This is a genomic window from Pseudoalteromonas sp. NFXS53 (assembly GCF_056629255.1).
On sequence record NZ_JBWVBR010000018.1, the window covers coordinates 38,191 to 64,149 of the forward strand.

Below are 25,959 nucleotides of genomic sequence, written 5' to 3' on the forward strand. Positions count from 1 at the left end.
ATCTTTCTTAATGGAATAAATCTGGCTGTTGTTTCGAGATAGACTCGTAGAGTGACATGAAGTTGAACCAACCTGTACGCTCTCGACCAATTAATTTCTGAGTCTCTTTTGCGACCGAATCCTCTATTAATTGCGGTTTGCCAGCTGTTTCAGCAAGTAGTTGAACCTGGCATGCTCTTTCCAAAGAAATATACCACCAGCAAGCAGACTCAATACTTCTGCCAACTGTCAACAAGCCATGATTTTGTAATATCATGGCCTTTTTTCGCTGTAAGGCTTCAACAATTAATTCGCCTTCCGATTTATCCAGTACAACGCCGCCAAACTGTTTGAAGTTCACACAATCATTATAGAAAGCACATGAATCCTGGGTAATCGGCAGCAGCTCTTTATTCAAGGTAGAAAATGCTTTGCCATAAGTAGAGTGCGCATGTGCTGCAGCAACAACATCTTTTCTATGCATATGAATATGCGAGTGGATAGTAAAGGCAGCACCATTTAGCAACCCTTCCCCCTCAACCACATCACCTGTGTGATTTACCAAAAGTAAATCTGAAACTGTGATGTTTGAAAAGCTTTTACCTAATGGGTTAACCCAAAAGTGGTCTTGGTACTTTGGATCTCTAGCTGTAATGTGGCCAGCTACACCTTCATCAAAACCATACTGACCAAATAATCTAAATGCAGCGGCAAGTTTATTTTTTCTATCTTGCCTGATCCCTTCAATGGATGTGCTTAACCGGGTCGGATAGCCTTGGTTTTGAGCGTTCATTACAAGTTGATTAGTCATGACTCTTTTCCTTAAAAGCTCCTTAAATGTATTCTCACGTTACTTTTTCTTGCATAGCACAAAACTACCGCAACCCGTATCTGTCGGAGATGGTAAGTCCAGTGAACCACCAGCAACTTTTGCGGTTAATTTGTCTATATTAAAATCTTTTACATTCAGATTCTTAAGTACTTTTTTATTCAGTTTAGTTTTCATTATCTTTTTTCCTGTTGGTTGATTTTTTATGCAGCCTGGGCTTCAGGCACATTTGGTAAATAGTGGAAACTGCGAAACTTAATCGCGGTATTTTTTACGTTTTTGTCATCTAATAAAGTAACAGCCAATCTGTGCTGCTTAGATATAGGCCAAAGCCAACTAAAGAAGTGACCCGATACCCTTGTTAGTTTCAAGCCATCAATACAGAAACTAGAAACAGAGTCGTTTTGTGAAAAAGAGACATTACTTAGCTTTGTGGTTAGTCCTTTTCCCGTTGCTTTTATGAGTGACTCTTTCAATGTCCATCGATCATAAAAGTATTGCTCTTGTTTAAGCTCTGATAATGCCTCGAATTCATCGTATTCACTTTCCGAGAACAGAGATTTAACCAATGCTTTGAGGTTGCGCTTAAAACGGATCCTTTCAATATCAATGCCGACTGGCTTGTCTTTACAAATGACACAAGCAAGAACATTGTCACTGTGTGATAAGTTAAACTCTAACTGATACCCTGCATTGGCAATCTCAGGCTTGCCATGCAAGCCTTGTCGGAATTCAATTTCGGTTGGCAGTAAGCCTGTATACTTGGCTAAAACAGCCCTGAGAAAAGCCCTTGATACCGTTTTAACTTTCCGCTCTGGGGCCCTTTTAAGCATGCTAATTTGCTGCTTATCTGATGCAGTAAGCAGCGTTTCCAGTTCGCTTAGTGCATTATTTTGTTCAAACAAACTTAGCGAGGTCTGCCATACGTCTATTTGATTGTTTGTTAAATGTAGTTCCAAAATTACAACCTCTTATTGCGTTAAGAGCTTATCTAAGTCGCTGCGAATTAAAATTTGTGGATTAAATAACTTGGATGGCACTTTGATTGGCTTAATTTCATCGTAAGCAATCACAGTTCTTTTTCCTGGTTGCATCTGATCTTGTAGAGACATAGCAACAACCTTTGACTTACCATTTCTTTGCCCTCGATCAAACGTGGCCGTTTTCGCATGCTTACCAGAGCGAAGATATAATTCGGCTTTTAAAGGAAATAAATCACTTTTATCAACCGTTAATTGAATCTTTTGATAACTGGCTTTGCTGGAATTAGCCGACAAATTAAAGACAATTTCACTCTTATCAGACGAAAACGAACTCACCTGATAATCCTTACTCCAACTCAAAGTTGCAATATCTCCCAAAGAAGCCTCGCCTAATAGCTTTTGCAAAGGGGTAATGCGAATTGGTCTGCGGCTTCTTGGCATAAACATCCAAAAATCGCTCTCTTTCATTAATACTTTCTGGCCTTGCTCAGAGGCTGATTTAAATACAACCAGCGAATTCTTATTGGTAGATGAGTAGACGTCGTATTGTTTCTCATTCTTTAATGAGTCATTGTCATAAGCGCGAACGGTTGCTGAAATCTTGACTGAATCAGATTCACTGCGAAAAGCATCAACGCTAATTAATGAAAGTTGGGGGTCAAACGCCTCACTATCTTCTTGATAAACGGTCTGTGCCATCGTTGATAAGGAGATCATAGAAATTACGCAAAAAGATATTTTGCTAATAAATTTAAACATGGCTTAACGCCTCCGTAATTGATTTAGAACTTCCTTTATGTGCCGCTTTAAAAGCAGCTAACACACATACCAACACCATGGTGAATAAAACGATACCTGCGATTTCCCATGAGAACGTTATCGTCAACGGATAACCTTTATTGCTGCCTGGAGGCGGTGGCATTTCTAGCCCTACGTACACCAAACCCCAAGCAATAAATGCTGATGCGATGATCCCTAAACTTGCACCTATGAAACCTATGATGCTAGATTCAAGCACAAAATTACGAATGATTTCCCATTGGTAAGATCCCATCGCGGATACCGTGCCGATCTCTCTTGTTCTCTCTGTGACAGTCATTGCCATGGTGTTAGAAATTGAGAAAAAGACTAATAGCACCATGATCCCACCAAGTAAGCCGAAGATTCTGTTATACAAATCTTTTACTGATTGGTAGTAAAATGCACGCTCCCACCAAGGTGTAAATTGCAGAGACTGATCACGCTTTTGATAATCTGACACCTTTTGCTGGGTCTTGTTTATATCGAATAAATAAACAGATAAAGAGCTTACTTTCTCGGTATAGAGAAGTGATTGAGCATCAGACAATTTGACGTATAGCTGGCGTTTATCTAAGTCAGGCACACCTGTGGTATAAATACCGCGAACAGTAAAATCAAAAGCGTTCAATGCCCCGTCTGTGGTTGTAGACATAAGTGTAATGTAATCACCCACCTGCACTTTCAAGTTACGAGCAAGCTCTTTACCTAATACCACTTCAGCTTCTTCTTCATTACCGAAGCTTGAAAGCGCTTTGCCTTCTAACATAGTTAGGAAAGGCCCTTTCACCATAAACTCTTCTGGCTCAACGCCCAGACCAATGAAGATAGAGCTCTTTTCTCCATTAGATACCAAACCATTAAAATTTATTCTCGGAAGAACACTTTTAATATCTTCATCTGATGATAGTTGCTCTATAAGTGTTTCTGTATCATCTAAACCATACTGCAGAGGCGTGTCTTCCTCTTCTTTAAGGAACTTTTGGTGTGTAATGATAAAGTTACCTTCATCTCTCGCCGCCTTTTCTGCAAGCGATTGATATGTAAATAAAGCAAATCCACTTGTTGTCAAAATCGCCGCAACGGCAACCGCAGCCACTAATATCGTAAACAATGAGCGTCGCCCGTTGCGCCATACATTAAAGAATGCAAATGAAATCCAACGCATTATCCCGCCCTCCTTTGAGTTTCGTATGGGTTGAATGTGGATAAGTTGCCGTCAGCAAGATTCAAAACTCGATGACAACGCTCTGTCATTCGATGATCGTGCGTTGCAACAATAAATGTGCTGCCCAGGTCATTGCCTAGATCACGCATCAAATCAATCACCATATTTGCAGTGGGTGTATCAAGATTTGCGGTGGGTTCATCCGCAATGACAATTTCAGGTCTTTTAACTAAGGCACGAGCAATTGCCACACGCTGCTGTTGGCCGCCTGATAGCTGATCTGGACGCTTTGAAATATGATCTTTCAAGCCTACTTTACTAATAATATCAACAACCTTATTCATCCTTTCTCTTTTGCTCATATTCAACATAAGAAGTGGATATTCAATATTTTCGTACACCGACATCACAGGAATTAAGTTGTATCTTTGAAAGATGAACCCCAACTTTTCTCGGCGGATTTGCGTCATTGCTTTTTTATCTTTAGGCACAGCTTTACCTGCAAGCCAAATATCACCGGTATAGTCGTCATCAAGTAACCCACATATATTGAGTAGTGTTGACTTCCCACTCCCTGATGGACCACATAGTGCAACTGTCTCACCTTTTTCTATGTCTGCAGAAACACCTTTAAGCGCATCTACAACAACCTCTCCAGTACGATAAGATTTAACAATATTAGAGAATTTAAGCATGACACCTATTCCTTTTCTGATTTTAAGAGCTGGGCAAATGTCTCTGATTTCTCTAACAATGATTTAGCTCTTGGCTGATCCTCTAATTTATCTGCAGCCATTGCCGCACAACGATAGGTCATTTTTTTAAGTTGATTATTTAACTTATCAAACTCACTGCGCGCTGCGATGACCTGTTTCAATAAGTGATCACCATGCTCCGCTCTATTCATCATTTTTGGTACTTGCGAAAATGTACATCCAGCAGTGATATATACTCTGGCTTGCTGCGGGTAAGGGGCCTTCTTGACTTGTTTCACGGCTTTATTGAGCTTTGAAATACCCAGCTCTGCAAATTTCATTTTTTGCCAAGGTTGATTGGTATATCTTGCCTGAGTCGTTTCTGCACTGCCTAGCATAGCCAAAGTGATTGGCGAAGGCGCTTTTTCATTTAATTCTTTTAATGCGTTGATTGCATGTTGATTTTGCGCTTGTGAGCCAGCAAGTCCCGCTTGATAAGCTTTAATAACGTGAGATGGTATTTCAGCTGCCATTGTTACAGTACTAACTATCGAAGCGCCAAAAATAGCTTTTTTAAATATAGAAAGTGGCTTCATCTTCATAATCCTTCGTTGTTCCTGTTGATGTAGCTATCTTATGAAACAATTCAGGCTTGGTGTTGCCCAGGTGATAATCGGCAACATAGAATGATAAAAGGTAAAAAATAACGATAAACGACAGCTAGGAGCCAACAGAGTGAAGGGGTTGTGTAATGAAAGATAGGCACAAAAAAAGAGGCTACTTTTAGTGCCTCTTTCTATTCAGCTGAGCGAACCTAAATAAAGGTGTAGCTTTTACATCTGTTTAAATAAGTGATGGTACTTCCTGCTTACTGATAGTTTTTCATCACTCCCCTTTAAGTTCACATAAACATGCCCTAATTCATCTTTTGATATATGCGCAATGGTATCTACCCGCACAATACAGTTCCGGTGAATACGCCAAAAAACATCGGGATCTAACTGATTTTCTAAGACTGTAATCGCAGTTTTAATTAAGTGCTTATTAAGCCCTACGGTCACTTCTGTGTATTTATTATCTGCAATGAAGTAGTCCACATCATCTACATCAACCATGTAAACGTCATTGTTCTTACTCGCTCTAATCCATTTTAGATACGTTTGTGATGAAGCATCTCCACTCTCTTGCATTAATTGAGAAAGCATTACCTGTAACTGAGTGTGTTGTTCGCTTTCAGAGTGCTCATTCGATAAAAGCTTTTGGATTCGCTGGACTGTTTTTATCAGCCTCGATTCTTCTAGTGGTTTTAATAAATAGTCAATTGCTTGGTTTTCAAAGGCAGTAACAGCATGTTCATTATAAGCTGTCACAAATACGATAATAGGTGCCTGCTCTGACTCAGATAAAATTCTAGACACTTCTAAGCCATCGATCCCAGGCATATTTATATCTAAAAACAACACTCTAGGGCTGAATGCTTCTGTTAGCTCTAGCGCTTCTTCTCCATTTGCAGCCTGACCTACAATATCGATTTCAGGCCAGACATCTTCTAACATCATTTTTAGGTGTGCACGTAAAATTGGCTCATCATCTGCGATCACTACTTTAACTTTGTGAGACATTTAATGGCACCTCCATAGTCACAACCACTTTCCCCACTTGGCTGTTGTCGTATCTCAAACTAGCCTGACCCTCGTATAGCTGTTGCAACCTTGTTTTCACATTATTCATACCTACTTGAGTCCCCTTACGGTTGCTGCCGTCAACGGGTACATTATTTGTAATGCTGATTACTAGGTTACTTTCTTCTTTTTCAACCGACAGTGTCAGCTCTCCACCGCAAGTTAATTGCTCAATGCCATGCGTCACAGCATTTTCAATCAATGGTTGCAATAACATAGGAGGGAACAAGATATCATCGGTAATTTTATCAGTAACGTCATAATTAATTACCAACCTATCACCTAAACGAATTTTCTGTATTGCGAGGTAAGCTTTGTTAAAACGAAGCTCATGACCTAATGTTAGCCATTCAGATCGGGTTCTATCTAAACTCTGTCGCAATAAAGCCGTTAATGCGATTAACATTTTATTCGCCTGCTTGGTATCAACCGCGATTAATGCCTGAATATTGGCTAACGTATTAAACAAAAAGTGAGGTTCAATTTGTGACTGCAGTAGTCTTAATTCAGTTTCGAGCAGGACTTTGTCTTTTTTAATCTGATCTAATTCAACTTGCGCCAATGATTGCTTTAAATCTTGCGCTTGAATGCTTTGATAATAAGTAAAGCTCACGACAACCATAATAAAGCTTCCGATAAGCAACATGCCAACATATTGCTGCCAATCATCTACATAGCCCCCTGTACTTTTTACAACACCAAGCAGCAATGGGGTAAGCCCCCAGACGACAAAAGAGAAGGTAACCGCTAACAGAAACTGTAAAGATAGGTTCATTTGAGGATAGTGCCGCTTTAACCATTTTCGGCATAAACGAATACTAAACCCTATCCCTAATGAAATTAATATCGAAATAATTGGGTATTTTGCCCATCCAATAAAATGAATAAGTAGACCAAGTGCAATACAAACCACTGCTAGCTTAAGATTACTCATCCAACTTTCTGATCCTGAGAAAGAGTTGATTAGAGACATGAATTTACAACTTTATTTCTACACTAAGGTACCCTGTTTTTTGATAACTTAGTTGCTCATATATTGATTTATTCCCACCAGCATAAGATCTATATCCTAAGCAAAGTTGGGTGCTCTCGTATTTAGAGTAACATAGGCCTGTATCTATTAACATACTGTTATCACTGGGGTTCATTAACCATGTTACCTCTGGTTGCCAGATTGGATTTGACGATCTTAAATGCACCATTAGGTTGTCTCTGAATAAATTTTGGGTCGCAAAGTGAGCACGATAGAGGCTTAACTGATGTTCGGAAACTCCTTCATTGGCACCAGCAATCACTTCTCGCCACTGCTGGTTACTTGGGGCTCGGCCGTCATGCCAATACTCAACAATCGCAGTAATACCAACCGAAAAACTATAATTCAGTCCAAGTAATGCCTGTATGCTCCCTTTTTGCCATACCGTTTCAACATTATTAAACCCATGATGCGCAGTTACAATTGGCGTACGATGTCGTTGCTGCCAAATAAACGACCCATGTAGCTCTAGACTATTTCCTATGACCGTCTGTGCACTGCCTCCCACTCTAAACCCTAACTCATTATCATAGTGAGCAACCGCTTGAGCTTCATAGCCATCAAAGAATTGATAATAACGACCACCACAACCATGCCCTGACTTAACTTTTTCACCTCTTTCGAGATACTCAACACGTGTTTCATTACAGATAAAAGTGACATTTCCTGACTCTGTAAAATAGTCCCCTGTAACCATTAATGTACCTGGAGGGACCGCTGTATAAATGGCTAAAGAGTCTGTTGGCGAGAACATGTCTAAAGGCCTAAAACCATAACCCACATCCCAGTCTAGTTTCTTCTTTCCAGCAGATAAGTACCAGTTTTTTATACTAAAGTCATAATATGCTTCAGATATTGTTAGCTTAGTTTCGCTACTGCCGCCCATTTTATTGATACTTGCTGTTGCAGCTAGGCGTAGCCCCTCACTTTCAGCACTCATGTCTAAAGCCGAGAAGAGTGCTGAAGTATTATCAGTTGCAAAAATTGGTTGAGATGTCGCTTTTAAACTCTGACCATGAAAACGAACTCGACTATCTAATTCTAAATTTTCTAAAAATGTCTCTGCACTCACTTCTGCAGCTAGAATTAAGGTAATTAAAAGAAAAGCTTTGTTATATACACCAAACACAACACCTATCCTACTCAAGTATTTTTAAACCAGTTTAAAAGGATCTACTGGCTGAGGTAGTTCAAGTGATAATTGGTGATATATCCTGATGAAAGGACGTAACTGTAGATAAAATGAAAGATAAATATGCCAGCTGATAATCCAACATATTTATCATCTTCATCTTAGTTTACGAGGTAGCCTCTATTTGATTTTCTGTTAGAGGTTTAACTAATTTAATCTCTCTATCAGCTGACGCAATGGTTTCTTTTCGGTGGGCGATGATCACTCGAGTGATATCTAAACGGGAAACCGCCTCATTAATGTCAGCTTCTAGATTAGTATCTAAGTGGCTGGTGGCTTCATCCATAAACAAGATCTTAGGTTGTTTATATAAAGCGCGGGCAAGAATAATACGCTGCTTTTGGCCCCCAGATAAGCTTGAGCCCATATCACCAATTAAACTGTCATAACCCATTGGCATTTGTGCAATGTCGTCGTGAATGGCAGCCAGTTGAGCACAATAAACAACGCGCTCCATATCAACGGGAGAATCAAAGAAAGCGATATTATCTGAGACCGACCCCGATAAAAGCTCGTCGTCTTGCATGACAGCCGCAATTTGCTGACGGTATTGTCGTGCACCTATCTGCTCAAGTGGCACACCATCAATGAGAATTTCGCCAGATTTGGCTTTATTTAACCCCAGTAAGAGTTTTAGTAGCGTAGATTTACCACAGCCCGAAGCACCTGTGATTGCCACCGACTCGCCTGCTTTTATCTTTAAGCTCAAGTTATCAAGTACATTCGGTGTTGCATCTGAATAAGCAAAACTCACGTCTTTGATTTCAATATCACCTTCAATGCTATGACGTTTGATATTCGCTGGCTGTAAATCTTCTTTTTCAGTCAGTGCAATATCCGCTATACGCTCAAAGTGTAAACCTAACATTTTGAACTCAATAAACTTCTCAATCAGGTTGGCGGTTTTTTCCATAAACTGGCGTTTATAAGACATAAACGCAAATAACATACCGGTACTGAATCCACCTTGGATCACTAAATGCGCCGCCAAATAGACCACCACAATGTTTTCGATACCAAATAAAGCGCGATTAATGGCTTCGTAACCAATATTAAAGTTACCAATACGAATGTTCTGATTAATGGCATTGGCATAGCGGTTTTGCCATTGCCCTTCACGCTTTACCTCAGAGCCAAATAACTTGATGGTTTGAATGCCTCGCACAGTTTCCATGAAGTTAGAGTTTTCTTCAGCTCTTGCCATGATCTCTTGCTCACTGATCGCTCTGTAAGGCTTATACATGGCAATTCGCACACCGGCATAGGCAAATACTGCCACCAGCACCACCGCAGACAGGGTTGGGCTATAGAAGAAGATCATCGCCAAAGTGATTATCGCCATTAGGCCATCAATAATGGCCTCAATAACCCCTGTGGTGAGTAATTGTTTAACTTGCTGTAGTGAACCAAAACGCGATACCACATCACCCATGTGGCGCTTTTCAAAGTAAGAAATGGGTAAACGTACTAGATGGTGGAATAAATTGGCACCGAGCTGAATATTCATTTGATTACCAAAATGTAGCAAGGTAAAACCCCGCAGCGCATTGGTGGCTATCTCAAACACTAATACCAAGAAGAAACCGACGGCGAGTACGGTCAATAAAGAGGTATCGCCTGTGAGTACAACATCATCAATGACCAATTGTATGTAATATGGTGCAGCTAGGGTGAATACTTGTAACAGCAAAGACAGTAAGAAGATCAACAATAAAGAGCGTTTAAGACCCGAGATTCGGCTCCAAAAGTCAGAGAATCTTAGCGTGGGTTTACTTTCTTGTTTTTCAAAGTCTTTAGTCGGTGTGAGTTCTAGTGCAACACCAGTGAAATGTTTTGACGCTTCTTCAAGGGTCAGTGTTTTTTCACCCTTAGCAGGGTCATGAATGACAATGCGCTTTTCATTGGCTTTCTTTAACACCACAAAGTGATTGAGATCCCAGTGTAAAATACAGGGCGTTTGCAATGCGTCGAGATCTTCAAGCTCAATACGCAGTGGTCTTGTGCTTAACTTGAGTTGTTCAGCAAATCCCATAATATCGAGCAGCGTTGCGCCCTCAAGAGAAATGCTAAATTTTTGTCGAATAGATACCAAGTCGGTTTGATAGCCATGGTAACACGCTACCATAGCTAAACTTGCTAAGCCACACTCCGCGGCTTCCGACTGTAAAATAATGGGCAATGAGTTCCTTGACCAAAACTGTAGTTTGTTGACTACACTTTCATCTTCTTCATGCATCTTTTACTGCCTTATTATTGTTATATAAATAGTCTTTTGCTGAAATTTACAGCTGACCTTTAATACTAAATACCGGATCAAATAACCAACGTAGAAGTGAACGCTCCTCGATCACGATATCTGCGTCGAGTCTCATACCCGCTCTAAGTGGTGTCGCTTTTCCATAAGCTTGAATATCTTGTTCAGAGAGTGCCACAACCACACGATAAGCAGGCTCTGTCAGCACGCCTGGCGTTGAAGCCTCTTCAGGTAATATCACTGAATTACTGATTTCTTTGATGGTGCCATCATACACCCCAAATTTTTCATATGGGAAGGCGTGGTAGCGCAAACGCGCATTTTGGCCAACATCAACAAAACCAAAAGCCGAAGTAGGCACATAGACAATTGCTTGCATTTCACTGTTTTCAGGAAGCACTGAGAGTAAGCTTTGCCCTGTTGCCACTGTTTTGCCTACTTTTGCTGTGAGGCCACTGACAATACCTGATTTAGGGGCTCTTAACTCACCTAGCCGCTGCTGCTCAATCGACGACAACTGCATTTTAAGATCGGCGCGCTGTGACTCCAATTGTGCAATACGTGTTTGCTGTTGCAAAGGTCGCTGTTCAATTTGCTTTTCGAGTTGCTGTAATTGGCTAACCAGCGACACCCGCTCTGACTTGATACTCGACGCCTGCTGTTGCAGCGACAATAAAGTATCTTTTTGTCTTTGTAGCTCTAACTCTGAAATATAGCCTGTGCCCTTTAAGCTACCAACTTGCTCAACCATCTTCTGATTTAACATCAGTCGCTGTTTAAAGGTAGCGGCTTGGCTATCTAATTCAGATAAACGCTGCTCGAGAGAGATTTTCTGCAAATGCAACTGCTCAAGATCTAAGTTATCCTGCGCGATTTGCTGGGTGATCTGTCGCTCGAGTGAATTAAGTTGAAACTGGTATTGGTTAAGTAAAGCCTGATTGAGTTCTAACTCTTGGCTGCTGTGCTTCGCAGAGGCTATTCTCAACAACGGCTCACCGGCTTCAACAAACTGACCTTCAGAAACCAGTACTTCTGAAATCAAGCCTGCTTGCGAGGCCTCAACACGTAAAAGACCGGCATCGGGTTCTATCACCCCACTCACACGCTCTTTTCGGGTGTATTGACCGAGGCTCAAAAATACCAGACTGACAACGACGACCGTTAAGATCAACACTGTGAGTCTTCTAAAAATGGGTGGCTGAATAAGCGACACAGCTCCTTCTAGTCGATGTCGTTTATGCTCCAGCACTTCTTTGCGGAATAGACTGTCCATAGGTTACTTCTTATATGTTAACGTTAAATTAACTTTGAAATTCAATGTACCACTTTGCCTACCATAAAGAAATATTTGTAACCTGAGCTCTGGATAATAAATCTATCTCCAGCGGCTACTTTCAACGTTAACTGCGTTGAACTTACTTGCAATAGGCCAGCTATTGACGCGTAAATTCGCCTTGTTATCGCTAAAAGTCTCCGGCTGCAGACTTGAAAACAACTTATTACTTCAATATCAGTATGCTAGTAAATCTCTTAACCAAAGCTCAGGTTATGTAGAGTTAAGGAAAGTAAAAGAGCGGCTGTTGCCGCTCTTTTTTAACTATGTCTTAGCCTTGATATTAGCTTTTCTTAACTGGACGCTGCCAACCATCAAGATTGCGTTGCTTACCACGTGCTACTGCCAATTGCTCGTCTTCTACCGTTGAAGTGATCACAGAGCCTGCGCCGATTGTCGCTGTTGCGCCAATTTGCACTGGGGCTACTAGAGAAGAGTTAGAGCCAATAAACGCGTTGTCACCAATGATGGTTTTTGATTTATTCACGCCATCATAGTTACAAGTAATCGTACCTGCGCCAATATTTACTTTTTCACCAACTTCAGCATCGCCTAAATAAGTCAGATGGTTTGCTTTTGAACCTTTACCTAAGCGTGACTTTTTCATCTCAACAAAGTTACCAATGTGAGAGTCTTCTTCCATCACCGCACCTGGGCGTAAGCGCGCGAATGGGCCAAGCGTACACTTAGCTGCAACTTGCGCATCTTCAATCATGGTATTGGCTTTTACCACGACACCATCACCGATAGTACAATTTTTAAGTACGCAATTTGGACCAATAACCACGTCGTCGCCGATCACAACATCACCTTCAAAGATAACGTTGACATCGATTTGTACGTCTTGACCTGTTTTTACCGTACCACGCACGTCGATGCGAGCAGGGTCTGCAAGGCTTGCACCGTTGATCATTAATTCTGCTGCTTGCCATGACTGGTAAGCGCGCTCAAGGGCTGCAAGTTGCACACGGTTGTTCGCGCCTTCAACTTCCATTGGATGATCTGGCTGAGCCGAAGTAATTTCAACGCCTTCACTGTGCGCCATAGCAACGATGTCTGTCAGGTAGTATTCACCTTGTGCATTGTTATTTGAAAGATTACTTAACCAACGCTTTAACAACTCACCATTTGCAGCCATGATACCGGTATTGATTTCTTGAATGGCTAACTGCTCAGGTGTTGCATCTTTTTGCTCTACAATACCCACAAGTTTGCCGTTTTCACGCAACATACGACCATAGCCTGTTGGGTCGTCAAGGTTCACAGTTAATACTGCTAGACCTTTTTCAGGCGTCGCGGCGAGTAGCTTTTCTAATGTCGACTTTTTCGTCAGTGGCACATCACCGTATAAGATTAAAACCGTGTCATCATCTGCAATATGCTCTTTCGCGACAGCAACAGCATGACCAGTGCCTAGCTGCTCTTCTTGTAAAACCCAGTTTACTTCATTGTGCGCAAGCGCCGCTTGTAGCTGTTCACGACCATGGCCGTATACTAAGTTTGTTTCACGCGCACCGAGTGATACTGCATTGTCGATTACGTGCTGTACCATAGGTTTACCTGCAACCGGGTGAAGAACTTTTGGAAGTTTAGAGCGCATACGGGTGCCTTTACCCGCAGCTAGGATGATAGATGTAAGTGCCATTAACACAGAGTCCTTATTCTTTGCTTGTGTTTCAGTTTCATACATATTGGTTTGCGCTTACTTTAAACAAATCACGTCTTGTGCAAATGTATACTGCAAGTTGCAGCAGCAGAACAAACGATACGTATGAAGTTTGCGCTATTGTAACGCCTTACAAGCCGATTGATAAGCATAGAACGGTTTTAAACTCCGCTGAAAACAGTTAAATTTTTATTTCTGAGTTAACTCAGCTTTCTTTTTGACGCCTTGTCCCCCATACCGATGAAAACAATAAATATTCACCATGGCGAGTATAAAAAAGAAAGGCAACATCTCGATTTTAACCGTGACACCAAAAATGTGGGTCTGATACCAGTCGAGCAAAGCGTTGTACATGATAAACATACCAAAATAGAAAAGTGACTCCCTCAATACTGATATAAAATTAGATTTGTACATGTTTTTCCTTATATATTTTTAATTTATTTTGCTACGAGCTCATTAAAACAAAATAACAGACCTATTTAATAAGCTTTAATGTGTAACGCTTTGCTAATTTCGTCTTTTATCTGTGCTAAGCAAGCTAACTGCAAACAATGAGTATGCGGCGAGACCCCATGATATTGGCTAGTAGGCCAAATATCTTGGCTTAGGTCTCTGTATGTATAGGTGGTTGGTATGCCAACCACTAGTTGAGAATAATTAAGCGTAATAAGTTTAGAGTTACCATAGTTTCTGAGGGCATTGCCATATGCAACAGAGCCAAATACTCTCGCCTTTCCTGTCCGCTTCATTTGCCCTGCAAAAATGGCGGCTGACGACGCTGTGCCACCATCAATAACAATATATATTTGCGGCGAAGTTTGAATCTTAGTAACCCGTGTTCGCGCCTCTACATTTTCACAAATAGCACTCAATTTTGGCTTAACTTCTTTATAAAAATAGGCGTCCTTAAAGCCACATTCTAAAAAAGCACTGGCTAAGAACCAAAATGGCGAACTACTTCTATTCAGCTCAGTCAGTTCTTTACTTAATTTTATTAATCGATTTTCGTGTGGCGATATATGCTTAAAACCATGTTTTGTAGTTAAAAACTCGAATAATTTGGCTGTTTTTGCCACACTACCGCCTCTGTTTCCTCTCAGATCTAAAACCAAATGTTGTTTTGAAAGCTTGTTAAATTCATTGAATAACATTTGAGGATCGAGTTTTGACATCGACGAGATTTTTACATACAAAAAGTCAGTATTTTCACTCATTAATATTGATGAAGATGAATTTGCTTTTGAAGCTAGAAAAGTGTGCTTTGTAGATGTCGTTGTTACCTCTATGGTATTACTGTCTAATAACAGCGGCAGCAAATGTTTAGAATGAGCACTAATGTAACTGTCTTCTAAGTTAGCATTAAGGCGCGGGGTTAACTCCTCTAATTCAAACCAAACTTGCTCTACAGGCATGCCATTTAAGTGTTTTATATTTCTAAGTATCTCTCCCGAATCTAACAGTAATTTAAACTCGTTATGCGACGCTTTATGCAGCTCAAATGGCAGCGACTTTTTAAAGCCACTTAAGAATAAGTGATCGGTACCGATAAAGTGAATGAGCTTTAGAGCAATCATTTTCAGATCTCGTATCGTGCAAGTATCAGGGCACAATTCACGCCTCAATTGTTGAGACTTACGTTCGATTTGTTCAATAGAGACAAAGTTATCGGCATAAGGATGTAACGCCCTTAAATTTGAAAGAAACTGGTTAATATCCGCGTCAATCTCTTCTCTAGTCAGCACCTTGTTATCGTTGGCCACTTCAGCGTCGTATAAACTAACGCTGATACTTCTCCCTGTCGCGATTAAATAAATTAAACCAATTAATATTAGGTAACAGAAAATAGTTAGTTTTTTTCTAAGCATTAAACAAAACATTCCTTGAAATAGTTACAGTAGTAACCTTGATTAAACGCATGGACTTTCTGCTGATAATGACACAAGCACACTCTAGTTTGCTGGAACACCTAAGTGCTCTATTTCTGTTCTATACACCCGAGATTTATCATCTAAGTAGACATTTAATAACGTCTGTTCTTGTTCAGAAATAGCGACTTTATAATATAAGCTGCACGCGAGTTGACTGGTCTCCTCACAGCGCTCTCCCTCTCCAAGCATATTGTTCAACTCACTGAGCGTCATATCTATTAGAGAACCTGCAGAATGAAAAGAGTAAGCTACTCTCTTTCGATAAGTATGATGCTTTAAGCTCACATGGTCTGAATATACAAACCAACTGATACGGTCAAACTCACCGTTTACTACTTCACTACTTCTGCCAAAGAAACAGAATAGAGAAATAAGAAAAACTAATTGCTTCATTTTCTAACCTGAACTCCCAAACAACCGCTGAACAATCCATACTAAAAATAAGTAGGCTGAAGATCCCCTCAACCTACTTGTACAATTTAATCAGCAAGATTTACTTAACCTGAACTTTGATTAAGAGATTTTCTAGCGTATTGATATTGAATAAGTAATCGCTGAAGATAGATTGTCTATCCAGATTGCAGGTTACTTACTAAACTCGAAATACCCTCCCTTAGAGTCATCCCCTTTTAGTTGTAGTAAGACAGTTTCTGCTTGGTACTCGAGTAAAACTTGTTTATAGACATCGAGTACCTGTTGTTTATTTAACCTTTCAAGTGCTTGCGCGTAACGCGCTCTAGAATCAAATTGATAATTACCTTTTTGCCAATCAGAGAAATACGGCTGAGATTCAACAAAAATATTCTCAGGCTTTTTCTTCAGCTCTTTTATCAAGCCTTGCTTTACTGTTGTAATATCTTGTTCTGACACTTGTTCTAAACCGCTGTAAAAACCGACTATAAAGTTGTCAAACTCGGTTTTAATCTCGTTAAGTGAAGCATCAGCGCTTTCCATAAATACACTAAATGCCGGAAACTCGTGAACTCTGAACGCCCGACTGCCAACAGCATAAGCCATTTGCTTTTCAGTTCTTAAAGTCTTAAATATGGCGTTATTAAACAGCTGATTAATCACTTTCAGAGCTGATAATACCGGTAAAGATTCTTGCGGATAGATATAGCTCTCTCTAAGGTAAGTATTATCAAACGGCGTGGTAACTTTCTTGTTAAGTGCAGAGCCTTTAACAGGTTTATATTCATCAAGATATATCGGCTTATTGACTTGGCTTGTGTCACCTAATATTGAGCGCACTGAGTTGGTAATGGTATTTATCTCACCTTCGCCGTATTGACCAAACGCGAACAAATCGACATATGTTGCGGTTAATAACTGCTTATGCATTGCTTTAACATCTGACAGTGTCACGGTCTCAAGTTGAGCAATTATTTCTTGCGGTGACCAATGCATGGCCTCAGTTTTGACTAATTGCCCAAAATAAAGCTCTGATTGCTGGATCAAAGGCAACTTATCAAGATTGCTTAAATTTTTACTATAGAGTTTTTTAGCACTGTTAAAGCGAGATTCTTTAAACTCCATATCAGCCATTGCTTGAAACAGTTTTTGAGCATAATAGCCATGTTTTGCCGTTTTCCCGGCAATGTTTATGGCTAAATTACCGTTTGATGTTTGCAATAGCATCAAATTTGTTTGATGACGCTGCTGAGCACGTACGCCAAGTCGCTGTAAGTCTTTCAGCATCATGAGGCTTAATAAGTTGGTCAACGTGTGACTTTTAAGGTCTTGGTTCAGTTTTGGGCTTTCAAGTGAAATCGCAATGACACCTTGTTTCTGAGTAAAGTGCTTACTTGTTTTTAACCATGCCCTTACCCCTTTTCCATCGAGTAGCTGTTTTGGTTTATCTGATTGCGTGATGATTTGCGCATCATGTTGTGCAGCATCTAACTCAGGTTCATGAAGATTAAACTTCAAACCAGAGCCTGCGGCGTAAACGGTTTTGTCTTTTTTCGATAATGGAGCGACCTGATACCCGCCATCGGCATAACTTAATGGGGTATCAACCTGTTCACTACCGCTGACATGCCAAATGCGCGCCTTATCAAGAGTAAGGTTATTGAGTACCTGTTCAATTGCTTTTGCATTAAAGCCTGAGAAATACGTATCAAAATGCAGAATATCTTTTGCCGGCACGCTATGCATCATACGGCTAAACTGTCTTGCTAAATGCAATGCTGAGGGTTTTTGATAGTCATTGAACAAACCTTGTAATTGCTGTTTTAGCTCTGCACTGTAGCCCTCGTTTATGCCTTCTTGCTTCAACAAAGCAACATAATCAAAAAAGGCAGCGATAATTTTATCTTTGTTCTTTTTACCTTTTTCAGTCAGTTGAAATTGTATTAGTGCTGTACCTTCGCTGCCATAAGCATTAGGAGATAACATAGGCAGCACCATATGGACTAACTCTTGCTCAATCAGTTTAGCTGCCAAAGAACCTGGCTCGTGTGAAGACAACAACATATTTAGATATGCATTGGGCTTGTATTGCCAAGTCGTAAAATTATTCTGCAGCGGGAATTGCAACATTAATAAATCAGCTGCCACTTTTGTTTTTAGCTTAATTTCTTTATTTAGCGTGTCTTGTGTGAATACTGGTAAGGTAATTCGCGGATCAGCAGCCTCTCGGTTTGGTAACTGCGCAAAGTGCTTTTTAGCCAGCTTTTTTAACTCGTCAATCGATTGATCACCAACCAAAGTTAAAGTCATGATATTCGATGAGTAGTACTTTTGATAAAAGTCTTGCATCGCTTTGTAAAGACTAAGCTGCCCTTGCCCAGTTTTATTTTGCAAGGTTGCTTTATTACCCACCCCTAATTGCTTAATTGGGTGTTCTGGGTTCACCGTATTCGCTAATGTACGATTGACCACAAACATATCTTGCTGCCTCAGACGCTGCCACTCTTGCTCTATTGCCGTGAGTTCTTTATCTATGTTTTCTTTTTTAAATAAAGGCGCACCAATGGCGTCTGACAACATTGTCAAAGCCGTGTCAAATTGTGCACTTGAAATAGTAAAGAAATACGTGGTCAGCTGTGCTTCTGTCATCGCATTGTAATGGCCGTTGTGCTTGGCAATAAAGTCTTTCAAAGTATAAGGGGTCGGGTAAGACTGAGAACCTTGGAAAATCATATGCTCAAGAAAGTGCGCCAAGCCTTGGTAGTTTTCAGGATCATGAAATTGCCCCACTCCAACACTTAAACTCAGCGCTGATTCAGCAACTGAAGGGTCTGACACAACAACGACGCGCAACCCATTATCTAAACGCATTTCACCGTAGCTACGATCGTCATGTTGGCTTTTTACAAAACCGGCTTGTGAAAGCTGTGTAGGCGTAGCCAATGTTGTATATGCGCGGTCGTGAGTGCTTTGTGCAGCAGCATAATGCGACATCAGTGCCAGCGTGATTAAAGCAAGTTTGTTTCTTAACATCATATCTGTATGTCCGTATTCGTAATCAAAGAGTGGATACATATTGCGTTGAAAAATACGCTTGCTCAAATTAGGCAAAAAATGAACTTAACTCATAATTTCATACAGTTAAGCTTAATTGTTAGGAAGCCATAAGAAACTGTTTATAAGTATATTAGCTAACAAACCTGTGGTGAGAATAAAAAGCAGCTAGTAACGGCAAATCCATCAGATTTAAAATGGCTAATGAATTAATACAAGCATAAGAAGAAACTACATTTTTAACACCCACATGCGTCTAAGAACTCACGACGTGGATAAAAGGAAGGAAAGCGCCATGATTTTAATTCAACATCTGGCGCCCTTAATAAAAAGTTAATAGCATTAACCTATTGCAGGCTAAAGCTGTGTAAAACAACCTCATTATTGCCAGATTCATCTTTGATGTAGATTAGGCTCGTCTCGTCTAACAAAATAGAAGTTAATAGCTTATCTTCATGTACTTTCTCAGGTAGTAATAGGTGTTCTTTTATAGCAAATGTTTTTAGATCAAACTGTTTCATACCTTCCCTATCTGTAAAGTAAAACCCCGTTTTTAAACGAGTAAAGGTAGGAAATAAAGTATCCGTTTTTGCTATCTGAGATTCAAATCCCAATTTTCTTAGGTCATACACGCGTAATTCACCATAGAAGTTTTGCGTAAGGCAACGATATTCCTCAAAACAGCTAAACCACATGATATCTTTTATCGGTAAGCGTTTACGCGTACCTGATAGCACATCAATAACGATGGCATTATTTTCGCCCGCAATTTGCTCTACAGCCGCCAAACGCCCACCAGACATGACTTCTATCGTTAACACTTTCCCTTCAAATTCTAGCCTTTTTATTAGCTTTCCATCTAGGTCTAACACAGATACAGCTTTATTATGCCTTACAAAAAGATACCTACCATCAAGGGAAGGTTTAATCTTAAAGCTACTTTCATCAAAAGAGAGCTCTTTCTGCTTTGTGCCTTCATCGTCATAAAAGCTCAATATGCTCGAGTTGCTTGCCGGGAATAAAGCCAAAGCAACAAGCTGTTGTGATTGCTTTAAGCGGGTTGCGCTCATCATGCTGTGTGCGTAATCAGGGTTAATTTTCGGAGCTTCATAGAAAGAATGAAAGTTTACAGTTATTTCAGAAGCATCAGTTAATGCAATACTTTGAGATTCAGATATTTTAAATACGTTTTGGAATAACCCCATCGAATCATTTTTGTGTATTTCAATACTTTGCTTATTTATCCCATCGTACTTATAGAGCGACTGTGAATAATACTCAAAAAAATATAGCTCATCGTTAACAAGGGTAATGTTTGTAACGAACAATTCACTGCTAAACAATTTTGATGCATAGCTGCCTTCAATGTCAGTGTAAAATACACCATTAGTATTGGGTAAAACCCTAATAAAATATATTCTGTTGTTAGAGATATCTATGGCTTGCAAATGATCCCCATAAGACCCCTCTCCTGGCGCTGAAATTCTTGAGGTTTGCTCGCGAACTTTATCATAGGTATAAATGGCGCGAATATTTTTTTGATCACGATAACCCAAGCGGTCGAATACTAGATAACGATCATCATATTCTATCAATGAGCGAATATCGCCACCGCATTCCATAACCTTTTCAGCCGGCGTGTCTTTTAAATAATTAACACGCCAAATACCACATTTGCTCTCAGTGTTCTCCTCCCTGTAAAAAACATCAGTATATATGGCTGAAAAGCCCAACAAAGTCAGTTTACTGCCAGTAAAAGAAATCTGTTTTGAGACCTCACCTGTTAGTGCTTGTACTGTGATACCTTGTTCACCGCCTGATTCAGTTACATAAGCGTAAATGTTGTTATTAGGGTGCACTTTAAGTTGACTAAAACTCGCGTCTTGCCAGCTTAATATTTGTGTTGATGCGTCACTGAACTTGCGAGGGGTAACCTCATTTGGCTGCGTTAGACCTTGCTGGTGGATAAACCAATAACCAATTATGGCCAAAACGAGCATCACACAGGATGCCAATAAAATACGCAATGAGAAATTATATGATGGGTGCTTTGGTTGACTCGGTGTGCTAATCGCTGGGGTATTAATTACACCAGCATTGCTCTGCTTTCCATCGAAACCGACGAGCTCTCTATCGACAACAAGGCTATAGCCTTTGCGATAGTGCGTTTTGATTATTGTCCCTTTAAACTTATCTGATTTGAGCAGTTTTCTCAGCTCAGACACCGCGCGATTTATGGCATTATCGTCAACATAGTGTTGTCGCCATACATGCTCAATTAAGTCTTCTCGAGTGATGATTTCTTCATTATTGAGGAGAAAATAACATAATAACTTATAAAGTAGGGGCTCGAGCTCTCGACTTATGTCGCCATCGCTAATGACTTGTCGTTTCGGATCAAGTTCCCACTGTGCGAACTTAACCTGCACAATGGCACTGCTAAAATTGAATTCCTTCATCATACATCTCGTTTACAGCCAAGCTAATGTCCTACTTAACTCGTTGTACCGTTTTTATACTTTATTGCTGATTCTAAAAAAATGTATAAATAACATCAATATATAGATTTTTAAATTGCAATAAAAAAGCCCGCACTTTGCAGTGCGGGCTTTTTAAACCAGATAGGATGTATTATTTGCGTAGCTGGCGAATAACACGTAGCTGAGCGATTGCTTCTGCTAACTGTACAGCTGCAGCATGCGTATCAAGCTCAGACGTCGTGCCTGAAGCCATTTGTGCTTGCGCTTCACGCTTAGCTTCTTCAGCAGCCTGCTCGTCAAGCTCTTCACCACGGATAGCAACGTCCGCAAGAACGGTTACTGTCTTAGGTTGAACTTCAAGCGTACCGCCAGCAACATAGATGATGTCTTCAGAACCATCTTGTTTAACTAAACGTACCATACCAGGTTTTAGGCCAGTCAATAGTGGCGCGTGACCAGGATGAATACCTAGCTCACCTTCACTACCTGTCACTTGAATAGTGGTTACGTCACCAGAGAATACACTCTGCTCTGCACTTACTACGTCAAGATGTACTGTCATTGCCATAACACCCTCCTAAATTACATGTTTTTGGCTTTTTCGATCGCTTCGTCGATTGAGCCAACCATGTAGAAAGCTTGCTCTGGCATGTCATCGTATTCACCGTTTAAGATGCCTTTGAAGCCAGAGATAGTGTCTTTCAGTGAAACGTATTTACCAGGTGCACCTGTGAATACCTCAGCAACGAAGAACGGCTGAGATAGGAAACGCTGGATTTTACGTGCGCGAGATACAACTTGCTTATCTTCGTCAGATAGCTCGTCCATACCTAGGATCGCGATGATGTCTTTCAGTTCTTTATAACGCTGAAGTACAGTCTGAACGCCACGTGCTGTGTCGTAGTGCTCGTTACCGATTACTTGAGGGTCAAGCTGACGTGAAGTCGAATCAAGTGGGTCTACCGCTGGGTAGATACCAAGTGATGCGATGTCACGAGAAAGTACAACTGTTGCATCTAAGTGCGCGAACGTCGTAGCTGGTGATGGGTCAGTTAAGTCATCCGCAGGTACGTATACCGCTTGGATAGACGTGATTGAACCAGTCTTAGTAGACGCGATACGCTCCTGAAGTACACCCATTTCTTCAGCTAGTGTAGGCTGGTAACCTACCGCTGAAGGCATACGACCTAGAAGTGCTGATACCTCAGTACCCGCTAGTGTGTAACGGTAGATGTTATCTACGAAGAAAAGTACGTCACGACCTTCGTCACGGAACTTCTCAGCCATAGTTAGACCCGTTAGTGCAACACGTAGACGGTTACCCGGTGGCTCGTTCATCTGACCGTATACTAGAGATACTTTGTCTAGTACGTTTGAGTCGTTCATCTCATGGTAGAAATCGTTACCCTCACGAGTACGCTCACCAACACCTGCGAATACTGAGTAACCGCTGTGCTCGATTGCGATGTTACGGATAAGTTCCATCATGTTTACGGTTTTACCTACACCGGCACCACCGAATAGACCAACTTTACCACCTTTAGCGAATGGACATACAAGGTCGATTACCTTGATACCAGTCTCTAAAAGTTCTACTGAACTTGATTGATCTTCGTATGAAGGCGCAGCACGGTGAATTGACATACGCTCGTCTTCACCAATTGGACCTGCTTCATCGATTGGCTGACCAAGTACGTCCATGATACGACCTAGGGTCTTAGTACCAACTGGAACCTTGATTGGCTCGCCTGTGCCTTCTACTGAAGTACCACGACGTAAACCGTCAGTAGTACCAAGTGCGATACCACGTACCACACCGCCACCTAGCTGCTGTTGAACTTCTAAAGTCAAACCAGCTAAGTCGCCATCTGTAACTTTTAGTGCGTCATATACGGCTGGCACGTTGTCTTGTGGAAACTCGATGTCCACAACGGCGCCGATAATTTGGACGACCTTACCTAAACTCATGTCTATTCCTCTCGTTAAACTTTGCCGAAGCGTTATACAGCTGCCGAACCGCCTACAATCTCACTGATTTCTTGTGTGATTGCAGCCTGACGGGCTTTGTTATAAACAAGTTGCAGCTCATCCATTAGGTCGCCTGCGTTATCAGTTGCGGCTTTCATCGCAACCATACGGGCAGCCTGTTCAGAGGCAGCATTCTCAACTACACCTTGGTAAACCTGTGATTCAATGAAACGAACCAATAGCGTCTCTAGGATCGCTTCTGGGCCCGGCTCATATAGGTAATCCCAAGCGTGAGCTGATACTTCTTCTTCAGCTTTTGGCAAAGGTAATAACTGTTCGATCGTTGGCTCTTGCTTCATGGTATTTACGAATTTGTTGTATACCACGAATAAACGGTCAATTTTGCCTTCAGCGAATGCGTCTAGCATTACTTTTACAGGACCAATTACGTCCTGAATTGAAGGTGCATCTCCAAGACCCGCTTTCTTAGCGAGTAAATCACCGCCGAAACGTTGGAAGAAACCAGCAGCTTTGCTACCTAAAGTAGCGAATTCAGCTTCAACGCCTTTTTCTTTCCACGCCTGTACGTCTTGTGTGATTTTCTTAAACTCGTTTGAGTTTAAGCCACCACATAGACCACGGTCTGTAGAGATAACAATATAACCAACTCGCTTCACATCACGCTCTTCTAAGAACGGGTGATGGAAGTCAAGATTTGCTTGAGCAACACGACCGATCACTTTGCGTAAGTTCTCAGCGTATGGACGGCTTGAAGCCACACGGTCTTGTGCTTTCTTCATTTTAGAAGCAGCAACCATTTCCATTGCGCTGGTGATCTTCTGAGTATTCTTGATACTCCCGATCTTGCTTTTAATCTCTTTTCCGCTGGCCATGACTCTCTCTCCGAATCAAGGTGAGTATTCTAAGAACACTCACCATCCATAACTAAATTACCAAGTTTGCGTTGCTTTGAACTTCTCTAGAAGTTCTTTAAGCTGCGCTTCGATCTCAGCGTTGTAGTTACCTGTTTCATTGATTTGAGCCATTAGCTCTGCGTAAGTGCTGTTTGCGAAACCGATTAGGCCTTCTTCGAAATCCATGATCTTAGGGATTTCGATGTCTTGTAGGAAACCTTTCTCAGCAGCAAATAGAGACAGAGACATTTCAGCAACAGACATTGGTGCGTATTGTTTCTGCTTCATTAGCTCTGTTACACGCTCACCGTGCTCAAGCTGTGCACGCGTTGCATCGTCAAGGTCAGAAGCGAACTGAGAGAACGCCGCTAGTTCACGGTACTGAGCTAGCGCTAGACGGATACCACCACCTAGTTTCTTAACGATTTTAGTTTGCGCTGCACCACCTACACGAGATACCGAGATACCAGCGTTAACAGCTGGACGGATACCTGCGTTGAATAAGTCAGTTTCTAGGAAGATCTGACCATCGGTGATTGAGATAACGTTGGTAGGTACGAATGCAGAAACGTCACCACCTTGAGTTTCAATGATTGGCAATGCCGTCAATGAACCTGTTTTACCTTTCACTTCACCGTTAGTGAACTTCTCAACGTAATCAGCGTTTACACGTGATGCACGCTCTAGAAGACGTGAGTGAAGGTAGAATACGTCACCTGGGTATGCTTCACGGCCTGGTGGACGCTTAAGTAGTAGTGAGATCTGACGGTAAGCAACAGCTTGCTTAGACAGGTCATCATATACGATTAGCGCGTCTTCACCGCGGTCACGGAAGTATTCACCCATAGTACAACCAGCAAATGGCGCTAGGAATTGTAGCGCTGCTGATTCAGAAGCAGATGCAACAACAACAATCGTGTTTTCAAGTGCACCGTGCTCTTCTAATTTACGTACTACGTTAGCAATAGTAGATGCTTTCTGACCAACCGCTACGTACACACACTTAACGCCTGTGTCTTTTTGGTTGATGATAGCATCGATTGCTAGAGCAGTTTTACCAGTCTGACGGTCACCGATTACTAGCTCACGCTGACCACGACCAACTGGGATCATCGCATCGATAGACTTATAACCAGTTTGTACTGGCTCATCTACTGATTGACGCTCGATTACGCCTGGTGCGATTTTTTCAACTGGCTCGAAACCGTCGTTGTCTAGTGCACCTTTACCATCGATAGGCTGACCTAGTGTGTTAACAACACGACCAAGTAGACCACGACCAACTGGTACTTCTAAGATACGACCTGTAGATTGTACTTTTACGCCTTCTTTAAGGTCAGCGTAAGGACCCATTACTACTGCACCTACTGAGTCACGCTCAAGGTTTAGTGCGATAGCATAACGGTTGCCAGGAAGCTCGATCATCTCACCTTGCATACAGTCAGCTAGACCGTGGATGCGGATGATACCGTCTGTAACAGATACGATAGTACCTTCGTTACGTGCTTCACTAACAACTTCAAACTGTTCAATACGTTGTTTGATCAGTGCAGAAATTTCAGTGGAATTAAGTTGCATGCTCTTTTTCC

The 25,959-nt window shown here is 41.2% G+C and carries 22 protein-coding genes; all 22 read right to left on the bottom strand.

Going from position 1 to position 25,959, the window contains the following annotated elements:
* Positions 1-7: 7 nt before the first annotated feature.
* Complete coding sequence (locus tag AC1HJP_RS17130) at positions 8-790, bottom strand: class II aldolase/adducin family protein (protein ID WP_480362813.1); 783 nt, start codon at positions 788-790, stop codon at positions 8-10.
* A 39-nt stretch (positions 791-829) separates the two neighbouring features.
* Positions 830-985, bottom strand: a complete 156-nt coding sequence (locus AC1HJP_RS17135; protein ID WP_157599100.1) for a hypothetical protein — start codon at positions 983-985, stop codon at positions 830-832.
* Positions 986-1,011: 26 nt separating this feature from the next.
* Complete coding sequence (locus tag AC1HJP_RS17140; RefSeq protein ID WP_480362814.1) at positions 1,012-1,767, bottom strand: 4'-phosphopantetheinyl transferase family protein; 756 nt, start codon at positions 1,765-1,767, stop codon at positions 1,012-1,014.
* A gap of 12 nt (positions 1,768-1,779) precedes the next feature.
* Complete coding sequence (locus AC1HJP_RS17145) at positions 1,780-2,550, bottom strand: outer membrane lipoprotein-sorting protein (RefSeq protein ID WP_480362815.1); 771 nt, start codon at positions 2,548-2,550, stop codon at positions 1,780-1,782.
* Positions 2,543-3,757 carry an ABC transporter permease gene (locus tag AC1HJP_RS17150; protein ID WP_480362816.1) on the bottom strand — a complete coding sequence of 405 codons (1,215 nt, stop codon included), beginning with the start codon at positions 3,755-3,757 and terminating at the stop codon, positions 2,543-2,545. The genes AC1HJP_RS17145 and AC1HJP_RS17150 overlap by 8 nt, the downstream gene beginning before the upstream one ends.
* Complete coding sequence (locus AC1HJP_RS17155) at positions 3,757-4,452, bottom strand: ABC transporter ATP-binding protein (protein WP_475163766.1); 696 nt, start codon at positions 4,450-4,452, stop codon at positions 3,757-3,759. The genes AC1HJP_RS17150 and AC1HJP_RS17155 overlap by 1 nt, the downstream gene beginning before the upstream one ends.
* Positions 4,453-4,457: 5 nt before the next feature.
* Positions 4,458-5,048: a hypothetical protein gene (locus AC1HJP_RS17160; RefSeq protein ID WP_480362817.1), complete on the bottom strand. Its 591-nt coding sequence runs from the start codon at positions 5,046-5,048 to the stop codon at positions 4,458-4,460.
* 237 nt (positions 5,049-5,285) lie between these two features.
* Positions 5,286-6,074, bottom strand: coding sequence for a LytR/AlgR family response regulator transcription factor (locus AC1HJP_RS17165; protein WP_480362818.1), 789 nt, complete (start codon positions 6,072-6,074; stop codon positions 5,286-5,288).
* Positions 6,058-7,107, bottom strand: a complete 1,050-nt coding sequence (locus AC1HJP_RS17170; RefSeq protein WP_421965486.1) for a sensor histidine kinase — start codon at positions 7,105-7,107, stop codon at positions 6,058-6,060. The genes AC1HJP_RS17165 and AC1HJP_RS17170 overlap by 17 nt, the downstream gene beginning before the upstream one ends.
* Before the next feature lie 4 nt (positions 7,108-7,111).
* Positions 7,112-8,296, bottom strand: a complete 1,185-nt coding sequence (locus AC1HJP_RS17175; protein WP_480362819.1) for a hypothetical protein — start codon at positions 8,294-8,296, stop codon at positions 7,112-7,114.
* Between the two features lie 169 nt (positions 8,297-8,465).
* A complete protein-coding gene (locus tag AC1HJP_RS17180) occupies positions 8,466-10,595 on the bottom strand; it encodes a peptidase domain-containing ABC transporter (RefSeq protein ID WP_480362820.1) in 2,130 nt (709 codons plus the stop codon).
* A gap of 46 nt (positions 10,596-10,641) precedes the next feature.
* A complete protein-coding gene (locus AC1HJP_RS17185; protein ID WP_480362821.1) occupies positions 10,642-11,886 on the bottom strand; it encodes a beta-barrel domain-containing protein in 1,245 nt (414 codons plus the stop codon).
* A gap of 343 nt (positions 11,887-12,229) precedes the next feature.
* Entirely contained in the window at positions 12,230-13,591 is a 1,362-nt protein-coding gene (glmU, locus tag AC1HJP_RS17190) for a bifunctional UDP-N-acetylglucosamine diphosphorylase/glucosamine-1-phosphate N-acetyltransferase GlmU (RefSeq protein WP_480362822.1), read from the bottom strand.
* Between the two features lie 210 nt (positions 13,592-13,801).
* The gene (locus AC1HJP_RS17195; protein WP_480362823.1) at positions 13,802-14,029 is read right to left on the bottom strand and encodes a hypothetical protein; all 228 of its coding nucleotides are present in this window, start codon (positions 14,027-14,029) and stop codon (positions 13,802-13,804) included.
* 65 nt (positions 14,030-14,094) lie between these two features.
* Positions 14,095-15,480 carry a S41 family peptidase gene (locus tag AC1HJP_RS17200; protein WP_480362824.1) on the bottom strand — a complete coding sequence of 462 codons (1,386 nt, stop codon included), beginning with the start codon at positions 15,478-15,480 and terminating at the stop codon, positions 14,095-14,097.
* A gap of 84 nt (positions 15,481-15,564) precedes the next feature.
* On the bottom strand, positions 15,565-15,936 hold the full coding sequence (locus AC1HJP_RS17205; RefSeq protein WP_480362825.1) for a hypothetical protein: 372 nt from the start codon (positions 15,934-15,936) through the stop codon (positions 15,565-15,567).
* 192 nt (positions 15,937-16,128) lie between these two features.
* Positions 16,129-18,990 carry an insulinase family protein gene (locus AC1HJP_RS17210; protein ID WP_480362826.1) on the bottom strand — a complete coding sequence of 954 codons (2,862 nt, stop codon included), beginning with the start codon at positions 18,988-18,990 and terminating at the stop codon, positions 16,129-16,131.
* A gap of 365 nt (positions 18,991-19,355) precedes the next feature.
* Positions 19,356-21,470, bottom strand: coding sequence for a winged helix-turn-helix domain-containing protein (locus AC1HJP_RS17215; RefSeq protein ID WP_480362827.1), 2,115 nt, complete (start codon positions 21,468-21,470; stop codon positions 19,356-19,358).
* A gap of 169 nt (positions 21,471-21,639) precedes the next feature.
* On the bottom strand, positions 21,640-22,056 hold the full coding sequence (locus AC1HJP_RS17220; protein WP_058031477.1) for a F0F1 ATP synthase subunit epsilon: 417 nt from the start codon (positions 22,054-22,056) through the stop codon (positions 21,640-21,642).
* A gap of 14 nt (positions 22,057-22,070) precedes the next feature.
* Complete coding sequence (atpD, locus tag AC1HJP_RS17225) at positions 22,071-23,456, bottom strand: F0F1 ATP synthase subunit beta (RefSeq protein WP_058031478.1); 1,386 nt, start codon at positions 23,454-23,456, stop codon at positions 22,071-22,073.
* A gap of 32 nt (positions 23,457-23,488) precedes the next feature.
* On the bottom strand, positions 23,489-24,349 hold the full coding sequence (gene atpG, locus AC1HJP_RS17230; RefSeq protein WP_058031479.1) for a F0F1 ATP synthase subunit gamma: 861 nt from the start codon (positions 24,347-24,349) through the stop codon (positions 23,489-23,491).
* A 57-nt stretch (positions 24,350-24,406) separates the two neighbouring features.
* Positions 24,407-25,948 (bottom strand): F0F1 ATP synthase subunit alpha, encoded by a 1,542-nt coding sequence (atpA, locus tag AC1HJP_RS17235; protein WP_138483147.1) that lies wholly within the window; start codon positions 25,946-25,948, stop codon positions 24,407-24,409.
* Between the last annotated feature and the right edge of the window lie 11 nt (positions 25,949-25,959).

Coding starts and splice junctions, on each gene's coding strand:
- AC1HJP_RS17130 (WP_480362813.1), bottom strand. CDS start 790: ATGACTAATCAACTTGTAATGAACGCTCAAAACCAAGGCTATCCGACC.
- AC1HJP_RS17135 (WP_157599100.1), bottom strand. CDS start 985: ATGAAAACTAAACTGAATAAAAAAGTACTTAAGAATCTGAATGTAAAA.
- AC1HJP_RS17145 (WP_480362815.1), bottom strand. CDS start 2,550: ATGTTTAAATTTATTAGCAAAATATCTTTTTGCGTAATTTCTATGATC.
- AC1HJP_RS17150 (WP_480362816.1), bottom strand. CDS start 3,757: ATGCGTTGGATTTCATTTGCATTCTTTAATGTATGGCGCAACGGGCGA.
- AC1HJP_RS17155 (WP_475163766.1), bottom strand. CDS start 4,452: ATGCTTAAATTCTCTAATATTGTTAAATCTTATCGTACTGGAGAGGTT.
- AC1HJP_RS17160 (WP_480362817.1), bottom strand. CDS start 5,048: ATGAAGCCACTTTCTATATTTAAAAAAGCTATTTTTGGCGCTTCGATA.
- AC1HJP_RS17165 (WP_480362818.1), bottom strand. CDS start 6,074: ATGTCTCACAAAGTTAAAGTAGTGATCGCAGATGATGAGCCAATTTTA.
- AC1HJP_RS17170 (WP_421965486.1), bottom strand. CDS start 7,107: ATGTCTCTAATCAACTCTTTCTCAGGATCAGAAAGTTGGATGAGTAAT.
- AC1HJP_RS17180 (WP_480362820.1), bottom strand. CDS start 10,595: ATGCATGAAGAAGATGAAAGTGTAGTCAACAAACTACAGTTTTGGTCA.
- AC1HJP_RS17185 (WP_480362821.1), bottom strand. CDS start 11,886: ATGGACAGTCTATTCCGCAAAGAAGTGCTGGAGCATAAACGACATCGA.
- glmU (WP_480362822.1), bottom strand. CDS start 13,591: ATGGCACTTACATCTATCATCCTAGCTGCGGGTAAAGGCACCCGTATG.
- AC1HJP_RS17195 (WP_480362823.1), bottom strand. CDS start 14,029: ATGTACAAATCTAATTTTATATCAGTATTGAGGGAGTCACTTTTCTAT.
- AC1HJP_RS17200 (WP_480362824.1), bottom strand. CDS start 15,480: ATGCTTAGAAAAAAACTAACTATTTTCTGTTACCTAATATTAATTGGT.
- AC1HJP_RS17205 (WP_480362825.1), bottom strand. CDS start 15,936: ATGAAGCAATTAGTTTTTCTTATTTCTCTATTCTGTTTCTTTGGCAGA.
- AC1HJP_RS17210 (WP_480362826.1), bottom strand. CDS start 18,990: ATGATGTTAAGAAACAAACTTGCTTTAATCACGCTGGCACTGATGTCG.
- AC1HJP_RS17215 (WP_480362827.1), bottom strand. CDS start 21,470: ATGATGAAGGAATTCAATTTTAGCAGTGCCATTGTGCAGGTTAAGTTC.
- AC1HJP_RS17220 (WP_058031477.1), bottom strand. CDS start 22,056: ATGGCAATGACAGTACATCTTGACGTAGTAAGTGCAGAGCAGAGTGTA.
- atpD (WP_058031478.1), bottom strand. CDS start 23,456: ATGAGTTTAGGTAAGGTCGTCCAAATTATCGGCGCCGTTGTGGACATC.
- atpG (WP_058031479.1), bottom strand. CDS start 24,349: ATGGCCAGCGGAAAAGAGATTAAAAGCAAGATCGGGAGTATCAAGAAT.
- atpA (WP_138483147.1), bottom strand. CDS start 25,948: ATGCAACTTAATTCCACTGAAATTTCTGCACTGATCAAACAACGTATT.